Annotated in this window: 12 protein-coding genes; 9 read left to right on the top strand and 3 right to left on the bottom strand. The window is 68.9% G+C overall.

The window, feature by feature from the left end:
* Positions 1-5: 5 nt before the first annotated feature.
* The gene (locus CFB34_RS00470; protein WP_089443138.1) at positions 6-1580 is read right to left on the bottom strand and encodes an NAD(P)/FAD-dependent oxidoreductase; all 1575 of its coding nucleotides are present in this window, start codon (positions 1578-1580) and stop codon (positions 6-8) included.
* Complete coding sequence (locus CFB34_RS00465; protein WP_089443137.1) at positions 1577-2479, bottom strand: SDR family NAD(P)-dependent oxidoreductase; 903 nt, start codon at positions 2477-2479, stop codon at positions 1577-1579. Before CFB34_RS00465 ends, CFB34_RS00470 begins: the two co-directional genes overlap by 4 nt.
* Before the next feature lie 103 nt (positions 2480-2582).
* Between CFB34_RS00465 and CFB34_RS00460 the strand changes: the two genes are divergently transcribed.
* Positions 2583-3233: a TetR/AcrR family transcriptional regulator gene (locus CFB34_RS00460; RefSeq protein WP_242808529.1), complete on the top strand. Its 651-nt coding sequence runs from the start codon at positions 2583-2585 to the stop codon at positions 3231-3233.
* A gap of 88 nt (positions 3234-3321) precedes the next feature.
* Positions 3322-3759 carry a hypothetical protein gene (locus CFB34_RS00455; RefSeq protein ID WP_242808621.1) on the top strand — a complete coding sequence of 146 codons (438 nt, stop codon included), beginning with the start codon at positions 3322-3324 and terminating at the stop codon, positions 3757-3759.
* A gap of 130 nt (positions 3760-3889) precedes the next feature.
* Here the strand turns inward: CFB34_RS00455 and CFB34_RS00450 are convergent, their stop codons facing one another.
* Positions 3890-4831 carry a LysR family transcriptional regulator gene (locus CFB34_RS00450; protein WP_089443134.1) on the bottom strand — a complete coding sequence of 314 codons (942 nt, stop codon included), beginning with the start codon at positions 4829-4831 and terminating at the stop codon, positions 3890-3892.
* A gap of 126 nt (positions 4832-4957) precedes the next feature.
* Between CFB34_RS00450 and CFB34_RS00445 the strand changes: the two genes are divergently transcribed.
* The 7 genes from CFB34_RS00445 (at position 4958) to CFB34_RS00415 (ending at position 14406) form a co-directional block, all read left to right on the top strand.
* Positions 4958-5602: a glutathione S-transferase gene (locus CFB34_RS00445; RefSeq protein ID WP_089443133.1), complete on the top strand. Its 645-nt coding sequence runs from the start codon at positions 4958-4960 to the stop codon at positions 5600-5602.
* A 36-nt stretch (positions 5603-5638) separates the two neighbouring features.
* Positions 5639-7783, top strand: a complete 2145-nt coding sequence (locus CFB34_RS00440; RefSeq protein WP_089443132.1) for a pyridoxamine 5'-phosphate oxidase family protein — start codon at positions 5639-5641, stop codon at positions 7781-7783.
* Between the two features lie 124 nt (positions 7784-7907).
* Complete coding sequence (locus tag CFB34_RS00435; protein ID WP_043178166.1) at positions 7908-8111, top strand: DUF2970 domain-containing protein; 204 nt, start codon at positions 7908-7910, stop codon at positions 8109-8111.
* Positions 8112-8678: 567 nt separating this feature from the next.
* Positions 8679-10910, top strand: coding sequence for a TonB-dependent siderophore receptor (locus CFB34_RS00430; RefSeq protein ID WP_089443131.1), 2232 nt, complete (start codon positions 8679-8681; stop codon positions 10908-10910).
* A gap of 59 nt (positions 10911-10969) precedes the next feature.
* Positions 10970-11602 (top strand): nicotinamide riboside transporter PnuC, encoded by a 633-nt coding sequence (gene pnuC / locus CFB34_RS00425; protein WP_089443130.1) that lies wholly within the window; start codon positions 10970-10972, stop codon positions 11600-11602.
* Between the two features lie 41 nt (positions 11603-11643).
* Positions 11644-12834, top strand: coding sequence for a phosphotransferase (locus CFB34_RS00420; protein ID WP_089443129.1), 1191 nt, complete (start codon positions 11644-11646; stop codon positions 12832-12834).
* A 243-nt stretch (positions 12835-13077) separates the two neighbouring features.
* Positions 13078-14406 carry a TolC family protein gene (locus tag CFB34_RS00415; RefSeq protein WP_089443128.1) on the top strand — a complete coding sequence of 443 codons (1329 nt, stop codon included), beginning with the start codon at positions 13078-13080 and terminating at the stop codon, positions 14404-14406.
* Positions 14407-14409 lie beyond the last annotated feature (3 nt).

Here is a 14409-nt window from a genome sequence, read left to right as displayed (position 1 = left end):
CGGCCTCAGCGGGTTTCGAGTGCGGGTTCGGCAACCGGCGCCGTGGCGGTCGGGCCGGCTTTTGCGCGGCGTTCGAACTGCATCGCCGAATCGGCGAGTCCGCTGAACTTCAGCGATGCGAGATCGAGCACGTAGTTCTGGTGGAATTTCCACGGCTTGCCGTGCCCCTGCTTCGGCAGGATGCCGGCCGCGCGCTGGATGTAGCCCGAGCTCAGGTTGACGGCCGGCACGTTGCCGAGGTCGCCGGTGCCGAGCCGCGGCACGCACGTGTCGTAGCCGTTCGCGCGCATGTGGTTGAGCAGCCGGCACACGTAGCGCGCGATCAGCTCGGCCTTCAGCGTCCACGACGCATTCGTGTAGCCGAACGACGATGCGAGGTTCGGCACGTCGCTGTACATCATGCCCTTGTACGACACGGTGTCCGGCAGGTTGACCGCTCGCCCGTCGACGGTCACGCGCGCGCCGCCGAGCATCTTAACCTTCAGCCCGGTCGCGGTGACGATCACGTCGGCGTCGAGTTGCTGCCCGCTCTTCAGCTTGAGGCCGGTCGGCGTGAAGCGCTCGATCTCGTCGGTGACGATCGACGCGCGGCCCGAGCGGATCGCCTTGAACAGGTCGCCGTTCGGCACCAGGCACACGCGCTGGTCCCACGGCATGTAGCGTGGCGTCAGGTGTTTCGCGACGTCGAAGCCGGGGCCGACCTGCTTACTGGCCGCGCGGATGATGAACTGCTTCGTCCGGTCGGGCTTGCGGCGCGACACGTTGTACAGGTACATCGTCAGCAGCACGTTCTTCACGCGCACGAGCCGGTGCGCGAGCCGCGACGGCAGCACGCGGCGCAGCGCGTTCGCGATCTTGTCGCGCGCGGGCAGCGACACGATGTAGGTCGGCGAGCGCTGCAGCATCGTCACGTGCTGCGCATCGGCCGCCATCGACGGCACGAGCGTGACGGCCGTCGCGCCGCTGCCGATCACGACCACGCGCCGGTTCGCGTACGACAGATCCTTCGGCCAGTGCTGCGGATGCACGAGCTTGCCTTCGAACGTGTCCATCCCGGCCCAGTCGGGCAGGTAGCCGGCGTCGTAGTCGTAATAGCCGCTGCACATGAACAGGAATCGGCAGGTATAGACGAGCGTGTCGGTCGCACCGTTCCGCGTGCGCTCGATGCGCACCGTCCAGCGCGCGCGGGTCGAGTCCCAGTCGGCTGCCACCACCTTCTGGCTATAGCGGATCGTCTTGTCGATGCCGTATGCGCGCGCGGTATCGCGGATGTAGTCGAGGATCGTCTGGCCGTCCGAGATCGCCTTGTCGCTGTGCCATGGCCGGAAGCTGTAGCCGAGCGTGAACATGTCGGAATCCGAACGGACGCCCGGATAGCGGAACAGGTCCCAGGTGCCGCCGATCGCGTCGCGCGCCTCGACGATCGCCACGCTGGCATACGGGCAGCGCTGCTTCAGGTGATAGGCCGCGCCGATGCCGGACAGGCCGGCGCCGACGATCAGCACGTCGAGGTCGTTGCTGTCCTGGCGGGCGTCGGGGGCGGGCGGCGCGTCGCGCCGGTCGGTCGTCGTCGAGGTCATGCGGGGTCCTGGGTCGGCGTGGTCGGGAGTGCGGCCGGGGCGTGCGCGCGTTCAAGGTTACGGGCACGGGCGCGGCGCACGTGGCGCAGCATCAGCCACTGGTAGCCGGCGCCGAGCAGGCGCGCGATCCGGTCGAGCCGGCGCGCGTCGGCGCCGACGAGCACGCGGCGCGCATTGCGCTCGACCCCCGCGAGGATCTGCCGCGCGGCGTCTTCGGCTGTCGTCGCGTTGATCAGGCGGTTGGCCTGGCGGCGATGGGTCGCTTCGTCCTGGCCCGTGAGCGCATGGATGCTGGTATCGACGCGGCCTGCGTCGACGATGTTCGTCGCGACGCCGCCCGGATGCACGCAGGTCGCGCTCACCGGCGCACCGTCGAGTTCGAGCTCCATCCGCAGCGCCTCGGTGAAGCCGCGTACCGCGAACTTGGTCGCGTTGTACGCGCTTTGGGTGGGCATCGCGACGAGGCCGAACAGGCTCGACGTGTTGACGACGTGCCCGTCGCCCGACGCGCGCAGATGCGGCAGGAACGCCTGCGTGCCGTGCACGACGCCCCAGAAATTGATGCCGACGATCCATTCGAGATCGGCGATGCGCGCGGTCTCGGCGCTGGCGGCCAGCGACACGCCCGCGTTGTTGAAGACCAGGTTGACCTTGCCGTGTTCGGCGCGCACGAAATCGGCCCACGCGAACACCGCATCGCGATCGGCGACGTCGAGCCGCCGCGTGCTCACGCGCACGCCGTGCTGCGCGCAGGCGGCCGCCGTGCCGGCGAGCCCGACGTCGTTGACGTCGGCGAGTGCGACCTCGCAGCCGCGCCGCGCGAGCTCGACCGCGAGGCTGCGGCCCATGCCCGAACCGGCGCCCGTGATCGCGGCGACCTTGCCGGAAAACCCGTTCATCCGTTGCTCCTCCCGTTCCGCTTGCACTGCGCCGGCGGCGCGTCTAATGTGGTGTTGTTCGTCACCACTTTAGTTTTAGGGTGTCCTGATGTCAAATAGCGGAATGGAGAAAGCACTCGAAACGGAAAAGACGGAAAAAAGGGGCCGGTCGTACGGTGGCGTGGCGCCCGAGGTGCGGGCCGCGGAGCGGCGCGACGCACTGATTCGCGCGGCGACGCGCGTGTTCGGCACGGTCGGATTCCGCAAGGCGACCGTGCGGTCGATCTGCCAGGAAGCGAAGCTGAACGATCGCTATTTTTATGCGGCGTTCGAGAGCACCGAGGATTTGCTGCGCTGCACCTACCTGCATCATGCGCAGCAGCTGCACGAAGCGGTCGCGCGGGCGGTGGCCGAGCGCGGCGGCGATCTGCGCGAGAGCGTCGATGCGGGGCTCGCCGCGTTCTTCGCGTTCCTGCGCGACCCGTGCGCGGCGCGCGTGCTGCTGCTCGAGGTGATGGGCGTGAGCGCGGACACCGACATGACCTACCAGCGCATGCTGATCGACTTCGGCAAGCTGATCATGGCGATCGGCGCGCCGCGCGAAGCGGCAACGCCGGCGGAGCGCACCGAGCAGCGGCTGATCGGGCTCGCGCTCGTCGGCGCGATGACGAACGTCGGCGCGGCGTGGCTGCTCACCGACTATCGCGATCCGGAGGCGCAGATGGTCGCGAGTTGCAGGAAGGTGCTGCTGGGGACGTTGCGGGAGGTGGGGTAGCGGGGACGGGGCCGTTACCCGCGACCATGTATGGCCGACAATCAATAACAAGGAACCTATGCAAGCACGAAACCGATGGTTGCGTCGCATGTCGTCGGCGGGGATGGCTGTGTCTGTCCTGGGGCTGACGGGCTGCGGCTGCTGGCCGTTCAGCGAGTCCACGACTTCTGAAACCGTGTGGAAGTCGCAGACTTTCGCGGCGAAATTCAAGAACCTGGATCAGGAAGGGGATCGATGCCGCGACGCGGTCTACACGCGACACCTCAAGGAAGCCATTGCAGCCTGCAAGGGCGGGGAATATGAAAAAATCCGCAACGTCATCACCGGGGAACCCGTGAAGCTCAGCTTGGCCAAGGCGACCTGCGAAGAGGCGCAGGACGAACTGAATCATGGCCTGCCCACCGCGATCGACCAGCGGATCTTCAATCTGAAGCCGCTGCCCGACGAGTACGAGGCATGCATGGCCGAGAGCGGATTCAAGCGCGAACAGGTCGAGAAGAAGTCGTGCTACGTCAAGTTCATGTGACGGGCTGGCTACCTGGCGAGACTGACGTCGGACCATGGCAGCGGCGACGCGGAACCTGCCGTCGTGGCGGTCGGATCATGCGACGCGCATGACGAGATGCTTCCTCGCCCCGTCGCGCCGTATTCTTCGGCTAAGCCGGGCTTGAGCGCTTCGTCACCCGCGTCCCCGCCGTCTCCCCGATCCTCGCCTTCATCGCGGCGACGAACGCCCGCACTTTCGGCGAAGGCAGCCGCGTCGACGGATACACCGCATGAATCCCGGCCGGCGCCGAGCGCCACGTGGGCAACAACCGCACGAGCCTGCCCGCCGCAACGTCGTCGGCGGTCGAGAAATCCGTCAGCAGCCCGAAGCCGCCGCCTGCGAGCACGATCGCGCGGCACGCGGTGGCGGTGTTCGACACGACCTGCGCGACGCAGCGCACGGAAGCGGTGTTGCCGTTCGCGTCTTCCAGTTTGACCGTATGCGCGTGCGGCAGCGACGACAGCATCACGAACGGCAGCGCGGCGAGCGCATCCGGTTCTTGTGGCCGCCCATGGCGGGCGACAAACGCGGGGCTCGCCACCAGCCATTTCTCGTACGTGCCGAGCTGCACTGCCCGATAGTTCGAATCGGCGAGGCGGCCGATGCGGATCGCGACGTCGAGGTTGTCCGCGACGAGATCGACCACGCGGTCGTTCGCGACGAGTTCGACGTCGAGCCCCGGATGCCGGTCGCGCAACGCGACGACGGCAGGCGCGACGACCAGCGCGCCGTAGTCGATCGGCACGCTCACGCGCAGCGTGCCCCGAAGCGGCCCCGCATCGGACGACACCGCGTCGAGCGCGCTTTCGGCGGCGCGCACGATGTCGCGGCACGCGTCGTAGAACGCCCGCCCCGCATCGGTCACGCTCAGCCGCCGCGTCGTGCGCACCAGCAGGTTCGCGCCGACCTCGGATTCGAGGCGCTGCATGTGCGTGCTGACGACCGTCTTCGCCAGGCCGAGGCGCTCGGCCGCGGCTGTCAGCGAGCCGGCGTCGACCACCGCGACGAAGATCGCCAGCCGGTTCAGGTTCACATCGCGCAGATCGGCCATCGTCGATTGTCCTATGAAAAAGGATGATATTTAAAAGATTATCCGTCTTCTGGTGACGAACGGCGAGCGCTACGCTGCGGTTGTGCGTCGCCGATCCCCGGCGGCGCGAGAGCCCGGAGCGTTTCCATGTCTGCCGCCAACAAGCCTGCTTCACCGATCCGTGTCTATTCGTTCCTGCTGTCCGGGCACGCTCATCGCGTCCGGTTGTTTCTGTCGCTGCTCGGCCTGCCGTCCGAGACCGTCGACGTCGATCTGGCCGCCGGCGCGCAACGCGAACCGGCGTTTCTCGCGCTCAATCCGCTCGGGCAGGTGCCCGTGATCGACGATGGCGGCACGGTGATCGCCGATTCGAACGCGATCCTCGTGTACCTCGCGAAGCGCTACGGCGACGCGCACTGGCTGCCCGACGATCCGGCCGGCGCGGCGGTCGTGCAGCGCTGGCTGTCGTATGCGGCCGGGCCGATCGCATCGGGGCCGGCCGCCGCGCGGCTCGTGACCGTGTTCGGCGCGCAGCTCGACCACGAGGCCGCCAAGCGCACGGCCGCCAAAGTGCTCGACGTGATCGACCGCGAGCTGGCCGGCAAGCCGTTTGCCGCCGGCGCTCAACCGACGATCGCCGATGTCGCCGCGTATTCGTACATCGCGCACGCGCCGGAGGGCGGCGTGTCGCTCGAACCGTATCCGCACGTGCGTGCGTGGCTGGCGCGCATCGAGGCGCTGCCGGGCTTCGTCGCGATGCCGACGACGCGCGCGGGCCTGCTCGCCGCGTAACACCCACCGAAGCCGAGCCTGCTCAGGGAGAACGCGATGAATGCCCCGACTGTTCCGACCGCCGTCGTACCGGGCTGGGAACTCGATACCGCGCCGTTTCACGCGGGCGAGCTCGCCGTGCAGCAGCGCGCGGGCGTGACGGACGCCGCGGGTTCGGCCGGACGGCGCGGGATCCGGCGCTTCATGCCGGACCAGCACCGGGCGTTTTTCGCGCAACTGCCGTTCTTCGTGCTCGGCGGCGTCGACGCGCACGGCCAGCCGTGGGCGACGCTGCGGGCCGGCGCGCCGGGGTTCGTGACGTCGCCCGATGCGCGCACGCTGCGCATCGCGTCGCGCGCACTGCCGGGCGATCCGCTGGCCGGCGCGTGGCAGCCGGGCGCGCCGCTCGGCGGGCTCGGGATCGAATTCGATACGCGGCGGCGCAATCGCGTCAACGGCGTCGTGCGTGCGGCCGACGGCGATGCGCTGACGATCGCGGTCGAGCAGAGCTTTGGCAACTGCGCGAAGTACATCCAGGGGCGCAAGCCGACGTTCGTCGCACGGGAAGTCGATGCGTTCGCGCGGCCGGACGTGTCGGACGCGTTGAACGACGCCGATCGCGCGCTGCTCGCGCAGGCCGATACGTTCTTCGTCGCGAGCGCGAACACGTCGGCGGACGCGGGCGCCGCGCGCGGCGCGGACGTGTCGCATCGCGGCGGGATGCCGGGTTTCGTGCGCGTCGACGATGCGCGCACGCTGACGTCGCCGGATTTCAGCGGCAACCGCTTCTTCAATACGCTCGGGAACCTGCAGCACGATCCGCGCGCGGGGCTGCTGTTCATCGATTTCGACCACGGCGACCTGCTGTATGTGGCCGCGCGCGCCGAGATCGTGTGGGACGGGCCGCTCGTCGCGTCGTTCGACGGCGCGCAGCGGGTCGTGCGGTTCCATGTGCGGGAAGTGCGGCGCATGCGCGCGGTGCTGCCGTTCCGGTGGTCGGCGGTCGAGCGTGCGCCGCAGTTCGCGGCGATGGCGGCGGGTATGGGCGCAAACGCAGGCGCAGGGGCAAACGTAGGGGCAGGGGCAGGCGTAGTGGTATCGTCCGCATCCGCATCCGCATCCGCATCCGCATCCGCATCCGCATCCGCATTGCCGACCGCATCGGCGTCGGCACCCACATGGCGCCCACTGCGAATCGCAAAGGTCGTCGACGAAGCGCGCGCGATCCGCTCATTCCATTTCGAACCGGTGGATGGCGGCCCGTTGCCCGCCTACGAAGCCGGGCAGCACCTGACGCTGCGCATCCCGCTGCCGGGCAGCGATGCGCCGGCGATCCGCAGCTACACGCTCTCCGATGCACCGGGCGGCGCGCACTATCGAATCACCGTGAAGCGCGAAGGGCGCGTCTCGGCGCGGCTGCACGATCACGCGTACGCGGGCATGACGCTCGACGCGCAGATGCCGCGCGGCCGCTTCTCGTTCGATCTCGCGAGCCCGCGCCCGGCCGTGCTCGTGTCGGCCGGTATCGGCATCACGCCGATGATCGCGATGCTGCGCCGTGCGCTGGCCGACGCTCAACCGCCGCGCCGCGTGGTGTTCGTACACGGTGCGCGTGAAGCGGCTGATCGACCGTTCGCCGAGGAACTGGCACGCGTCGCCGCCACCGACGCGCGCTTGTCGCTCCACTGGTTCGACAGTCATCCTCACGAAGGCTCGGCAGCGCATGCGGGCCGCATCGATATCGCGCAGCTGAAGCGGATCCTTTCGTTCGACGATCACGATTTCTACCTCTGCGGGCCGTCGGCGTTCATGCGCGATTTGTACGACGGATTGCGCGCACTGAACGTGCCGGACGAACGCATCCGTTTCGAGGCATTCGGGCCGTCGAGCGTGGCACGTAGCGCGACCCGCGCGACCGCAATGCCGGCGGCGGTAGCGAGCGTGCCGGTCGTCTTCCGGCGCACCGGCCGGGAAGCCGCGTGGACGCCCGCCGACGGCACCTTGCTCGAATTCGCGGAGGGGCAGCGCGTGGACGTGCCGTCCGAATGCCGCTCCGGCTCATGCGGCACGTGCGCGACGCGCGTGCTGTCCGGCGCGGTCGACTACGAGCAGGCGCCCGATGCCACGGTCGAACCCGGTTGCGCGCTGCTATGCGTCGCGCGGCCCGCGCCAGGGGCGGAACCGCTCGTGCTCGACCGCTGACACACCCCATGCGACATGCCGCCGCAGATGCGCTGCTGCGCGAAAAGCGCACGCAACTGCTTCTTTTTTCAGATGCCGGTCGGATCGACGATAGCGTCAACCGATAGATGAAAGGAGCGCAATCATGAAACTGCTCGGCATGATCAAACTGGTCCTGTGGAGTTTCTTCGGCGTACGCAACAGCAAGGCGCACGCAACCGATCTCGCGAATGCCAACTTCACGATGCTGCCGTTCGTGGCGATCATCCTCGCGGTGCTCGTCGGCGCAGTCATCTACGGCGTCGTGCACCTGGTCGTCGATCCGACCGTGACGATGCAGGGGTTCTGAGCAGACGGCCGATGAATCGCGAGCGGGAGAACGTCCCCGCTGCGGTTTCCGGCCGTATGACCGGCGCGCAACGGCGCCGGTTATCGAGGCGGCTGCGCACGACGCCAGTCACGCGCCCATCGGCGCCGTCGTCGTGCCGCGCGAATCGCGCTGCCCTCATTCCCGTCTTCCCCGTTTCCCGTTTCGCCCGATTCCAGGTCGGTCAGCCCCGCCCGGGGTAAAATGCGCGCCGCGCCGCGATGTCGCGCGCGACGGGCACGCCGCCGTTCCAGCGAACGGTGCGCGCAAGTGCGTCGCGCCCGCACCGAGGCGTTCGAAGCGTCCCCCGCATGACAAGACCGCGCGATGCCGCCGGCCGCCCGACACGCCCCCGACGAACCCGTCGACGGCTGCTTCGGTTCCCGGCGCATCACCTGAATCCGACGTCCCATCCTGCGTCTTCCTGACCGAGCGGCCCGCTTGCGTGCCGTATCGTCCGGTTCGTCTGATGAATGTCGCGCACGGGCACGCTTCGCAGCTTCGTAAACGGTTTCGACAGGTCGAGTGGCGAGTTTTCCATCCAGAACAATGACGGTGAATAGAACAACAGCGTCGCGCGCACGGCGGCGGCGCGCGAAAGTCGGGCTTGGCGTCGGTCTCGGCATCACGCTTTTCGCGGCCCAGGCCGCCGCGGCGCAGGGCGATACGCCGGCGACGGACGCCAACGTAGCCGGCAGCGCGACGCTGCCGACGATCACGGTGAGCGGCGAGCGCGGCAATGCGCTGCGCGTACGCAACGCATCGGTCGCGGGGCTCGACGACACGCCGCTGCGCGACACGCCGGCGTCGGTGAGCGTCGTCACGCGCGAGCAGCTCGACGACCAGCAGGCAAAGCGGTTGAGCGACGTCGTGCGCAACGACGCGTCGGTCGTCAACGACTATGCGCCAGTCGGCTACTTCGAAGGCTTCGCGATCCGCGGCTTCCCGGTCGATCTCGCGAGCGCGATCCGGATCGACGGGCTGACGGTGTCCGGCGAGCAGAACGTGCCGCTCGAGAACAAGGAGCGCGTCGAGATCCTGAAGGGGCTCGCCGGTATCGACAGCGGTGTCGTCGCGCCGGGCGGCGTGATCAACTTCGTGACGAAGCGCTCGGCGAACGTCGCGAGCGTGACGGGCGGCGTCGACAGCCGCGGCTCGACGTCGGCGGCCGTCGATCTCGGCCGACGCTTCGGCCCCGACAATCAGTTCGGCTTCCGGATCAATGCCGCGAAGGAGAACATGCACTCGTACATCGACGGCACGAACGGACGGCGCACGTTCGGCTCGATCGCCGCCGACTGGGACATCAGCCCGCGCGCGAGCCTGCAGCTCAACGCCGAATTCCAGCAGTGGATCCAGCGTTCCGCACCCGGCTATCAGTTGCTCGGGGGCACCGTCGTGCCGTCGGTCAAGACGACGTCGAAGGCGCTCGGCACGCAGCCGTGGGCGAAACCGGTGACGACCGACGCGCTGAACCTGAACGCGCGCTTCGACTACCAGTTCAACGACGACTGGAAAGCCTACATCGCCGCCGGCCGCAGCCGCACGATGATCGACGACAACAGCGCGTTCGCGTACGGCTGCTCATATGCCGCGAGCTGCACGGCCGGCGCGACGTCGCCGTTCTTCTTCGGCGCGAACGGCGACTACGACGTCTACGACTTCCGCAGCCCCGGCGAATATCGTCGCAACGACGACCTGCGTGCGGTCACGACCGGCAAGTTCGCGACCGGCCCGCTGCGGCACGAGCTGACGCTCGGCGTGAGCGTGCAGCGCCGCGTCGTGAGCATGGCCGACGCCGTGTACGACTACGTGGGCAGCGAGAACATCTACGGGCCCGACACGGCGTTCTCGCCGTCGCCGAATTCGCCCGGCCCGTCGTATCCTCGCCTCGATGCGTGGCAGTACGGCGTGTTCGGGCTCGATCGCATCAGCATCGGCGAACACTGGCAGGTGCTCGCGGGCGGCAAGGAAGTGCTGCTGCGCCAGCGCAGCTGGAGCAGCCTCGACGGCGACGCGACGCATACCGACCGCTCGGTGTTCCTGCCGCAAGTGGCGCTCGTCTACAAGCCGGTGAACGTGCTGTCGCTGTACGCGTCGTACAGCAAGGCGCTGTCGCTCGGCGACCAGGCGCCCGTGCGCGCGACCAACGCGTATGCGTTCCTGCCGCCGGTCGAATCGCACCAGTTCGAGGTCGGCGCAAAATACGACTGGCTCGACCGACTGAGCCTCACGGCCGCAGTATTCTCGATCAGCAAGCCGTTCCAGTTCGCCGACCCGGACGCATCGGGCACGAGTTACACGTTCGTGCAGCGCGGCACGCAGCGGCACCAGGGAATCGAGCTCGGCGCGGCCGGGCGCGTGACCGAGCGCCTGGGGCTGACGGCCAGCGTCGCGGCGATCCGTGCGCGTGCGTACGATTCCGGGTCGCCGGCGTACGAAGGGCACCAGATCATCAACGTGCCGGCGCTGCGCGCGTCGCTGTATGCGGACTACGCGGTGCCGGGCGTCGCGGGGCTGAACGTGCTGGGCGGCGTCGAATACAGCGCGGCCCGCAACGCGAACGAGGAGGGCACCGCACGCGTGCCGTCGTGGTTCGTGTTCAATCTCGGCGCACGCTATACGACGAAGATCGGCGGCCATCGCACGGTGCTGCGCGTGTCGGTGGACAACCTGTTCAACAAGTTCTACTGGCGCGACGCGGGCGAGCAGCAGGGCGATGCGTACCTGTTCCCGGGTGCGCCGCGCACCGCGCGCGTGTCGTTGACCTATGATTTCTGATCGACCGGAACCGGCCGCGTGATGCGCGGCCCCGGTAGCCAACCTGGAGAGCACAGACGATGTCCCCACTCGAAATCGCCGGCGTGATCGTCAGCGCGCTCGCGATCTGGCTGACCGCGAAGCGGCGCATGCTGTGCTGGCCGGTCGGGCTCGTGTCGGTCGCGCTGTACGGCTGGATCTTCTTCGACGCGAAGCTGTATTCGGACATGCTGCTGCAGGGCGCGTTCGCGGTGCTGCAGGTGTACGGCTGGCAACGCTGGCTCGCGCAGCGTGCGAGCGAAGCCAATGGCAGTGCGGCACCCGCGGGCGACGTCGCACCCGTCACGGGCGTGCGGCCGCTGCAGATGTTGCCCGACCTGATCGCGGCCGTCGTCGGTAGCGCGCTGCTCGGCGGCGTGATGGCGCGCTGGACCGATGCGGCGCTGCCGTTCGTCGATGCATCGCTGACCGCGTTCAGCCTCGTCGCGCAATACTGGACCGCGCGGCGCTACATCGCGTCGTGGGGGCTGTGGATCGTCGTGAACGTCGTGTACGTCGGGATGTTCGTGTTCAAGGAACTGTATCTGACGGCCGGACTCTATGCGCTGTTCATCGGGCTGGCCGTCGTCGGCTGGCGCGACTGGAGCCGCACGGCCGCGGCGCTGCGCGCGGCGGCGGGCGGTGCGCTGGCAACCGGCGGTGGCGCGCGCTGATCCGCGTGCCGATCTGAATTCACCACGGAGCAACGTCGTTCATGTCATTCCCCCTCGAGCCGGACGGATCCCTGTCGCGTGACGTCGCGCCGCCGCAATTCGGCGTCGACGGCGAGCAGGCCGAACGCGACTGGCCGCTGATGACGCACGACGAGGTGGCGGCGGTGCTCGCCCGGATCGACGGCGCCGGGGAGCCGGCGCGGCTCACGTGGCACAGCCCGCGGCAGTTCGCGGCGGCCGTCCTGGTGCAGATGACGGACGGGCGCGGGCTGTTCGTCAAGCGTCATCACGTGAGCCTGCGCGATGTGGAAGGGCTCGAGGAAGAGCATCGCTTCATCGCGCATCTGCGCGAGCGCGGGATGCCGGTGGTCGACATTCTTGCCGATCGCGACGGCGCGACCGCATTCGCCTCCGGCGACTGGACCTACGAGGTGCACGTACGGGCGCCCGGCGTCGACCCGTATCGCGGCGTGATGTCGTGGCAGCCGTTCACGCATGCTTCGCACGCGTACGCGGCCGGCCGTGCGCTGGCCGAGCTGCATCGCGCGTCGGCCGGCTACGATGCGCCGGCGCGGCCCGTGCGGACGCTGCTGTCGAGCTTTCGCGTGCTGTCGTCCGCCGATCTGGCGGGCGCGCTCGAACGCTGGGTCGACGCGCAGCCGCTGCTCGTGCGCGCGCTCGGTGCGCGTGACTGGCGCGGCGACGTGGCCGACGCGATCGGCCCGTATCATGCGCGCCTCGTGCCTTTGCTGCCTGCGCTGCCGCCGCTGTGGACGCACGGCGACTGGCATGCGTCGAACCTCCTGTGGACCGAGGCAGGGCCCGGCGCGCAAGTGCGGACCGTGCTGGATTTCGGGCTGTCGGATCGTACCTGTGCGGTGATGGACCTCGCGCTCGCGATCGAGCGCAATACGGTCGACTGGATGGCGCCGGCCGATGCGCGGCGCGTCGAGTACGCGCAGATCGATGCGCTGCTCGACGGGTACGAATCGCTCGAACCGCTGGGCGACGAAGCCTATGCGGCGCTGGTCGCGCTGCTGCCGATCGTGCATACGGAGTTCGCGCTGTCGGAAGTCGCTTATTTCGGCTGCATCATCGATGCGCCGGCCATCGTCGACATCGCATACGACGGTTACCTGATCGGGCATGCTCGCTGGTTCGGCGAGCGCGACGGGCGGCAATTGCTTGACTGGCTTGGGCAGCGGCGGCGCGCCAAGCGAGGGGCTGCCTGATTCGCAGGCGGAGAATCGCCGTGCACGTGTGCCGATTCTCCGTATCACCGTCATCCTCCGTGCGGCCGTCGCGCCGTACGTTCATCAAATCCTCCTGATCGCCGAAGCGGGGCATGACTCTCGCAGGGCGCCGCACGCGCGCACGCGGCCGCCCCCAACATGACGGAAATATCATCTTCGCCTCATGTTCGCACTGCGGCCGGACCGTAGCATCGGTCGCGAACCGTTACCGCAGAACCGAACATGCTCAAGCTCAACCTCGCCGTGGCCATCGTCTTCGCGATGGCCGCGACGGCTCATGCGCAGCCGTCGCTGTCGCCGGGGCCGGCCCCGTCTGCCTCCGGCAGCGTCGCGCCGATCAGCGTACCGCCCCCCGATGCTCTCCCTCCCAACTCATTGACGCTTGCCGACGCGCTATCGGTCGCGGCGCGGAACAACCCGGCGCTGCGCGGCGCGCGCGCGGACGTCGATGCGTCGGCCGGTGCACTGATGCAGGCCGGCGCGCGTCCCAATCCCGAAGTGTCGTTCCTGCAGGAAGGGTTCCGCCGCGCGGAACGCACGTCGACCGCGCTGATCAACCAGACGATCGAACTCGGCGGCAAGCGCAGCGCGCGGCTCGATGTCGCGTCGTACGGCAGGGAAGCGGCCAATGCATCGCTCGACGAGCAGGGCGCCGTCGTGCGCGCCGACGTGATCGCCGCGTTCTACGGGCTGCTCGCCGCGCAGCGCCAGCTTCAGGTGACCGAGGAATCGGCCGCGATCGCCGCGCGCTCTGCGGACCTCGCGAGCCGCCGGGCACAGGCGGGCAAGGTGTCGCCGGTCGAGGCGACCAAGGCGCACGTGGCGGCCGCCGGCGTGCAGATCGAAGTGGTGACGGCGCGCGGCCGTGTCGAGGTCGCGCGCGAAAAGCTGAACGCGGTGATGGGCGAAGCACGCGACGGCCGGCTTGCGGTGCAGGGCGACCTCGAAGTCGTGCCGCCGGTCGAGCAACTGTCCGCGCTGACCGCGCAGCTCGATGACGCTCCGCTGGCGCGGATCGCACGCGCCGAGATGCTGCGCTCGAACGCGGCCGTGTCGCTCGAACGGGCGCGGCGCATACCGGACGTCACGATCAGCGCGGGCGTGAAGCGCGTGACCACGGGCGGCGTGCCGGACAACCAGGCGGTCGTCGGCGTGTCGATCCCGATTCCGCTGTTCAACACGAACAAGGGCGCGCTGCTCGAGGCGACGCACAAGGCCGAGCGCGCGAATGCCGATCTCGATCGCGAACGCACGCGCCTGCGGCTGGACCTCACGCAGGCGTACGCGAATTTCGAAGCCGCCGCGCAGGAAGCGCAGCGGCTGAAGGCCGACATCCTGCCGGCCGCGCGCCTTGCACTCGATGCGATGTCGCGCGGCTACGAGCTCGGGAAGTTCAGCTTCCTCGACGTGCTCGACGCGCAGCGCACGCTGTTCCAGGGCCAGTCGCAATACGTGCGCGCACTCGCCGATGCCCATACGGCTCGCGCCGACATCGGCCGGCTGGTCGGAACGCCGCTCGCGCCGTTCGCACCGGCACCGGTCGCGCAATAGCGC

This window comes from Burkholderia sp. HI4860 (assembly GCF_002223045.2).
Classification (GTDB): domain Bacteria; phylum Pseudomonadota; class Gammaproteobacteria; order Burkholderiales; family Burkholderiaceae; genus Burkholderia.
The sequence above is the reverse complement of the archived record's forward strand: the minus strand, read 5'-3'. Positions and strand labels throughout refer to the sequence as shown.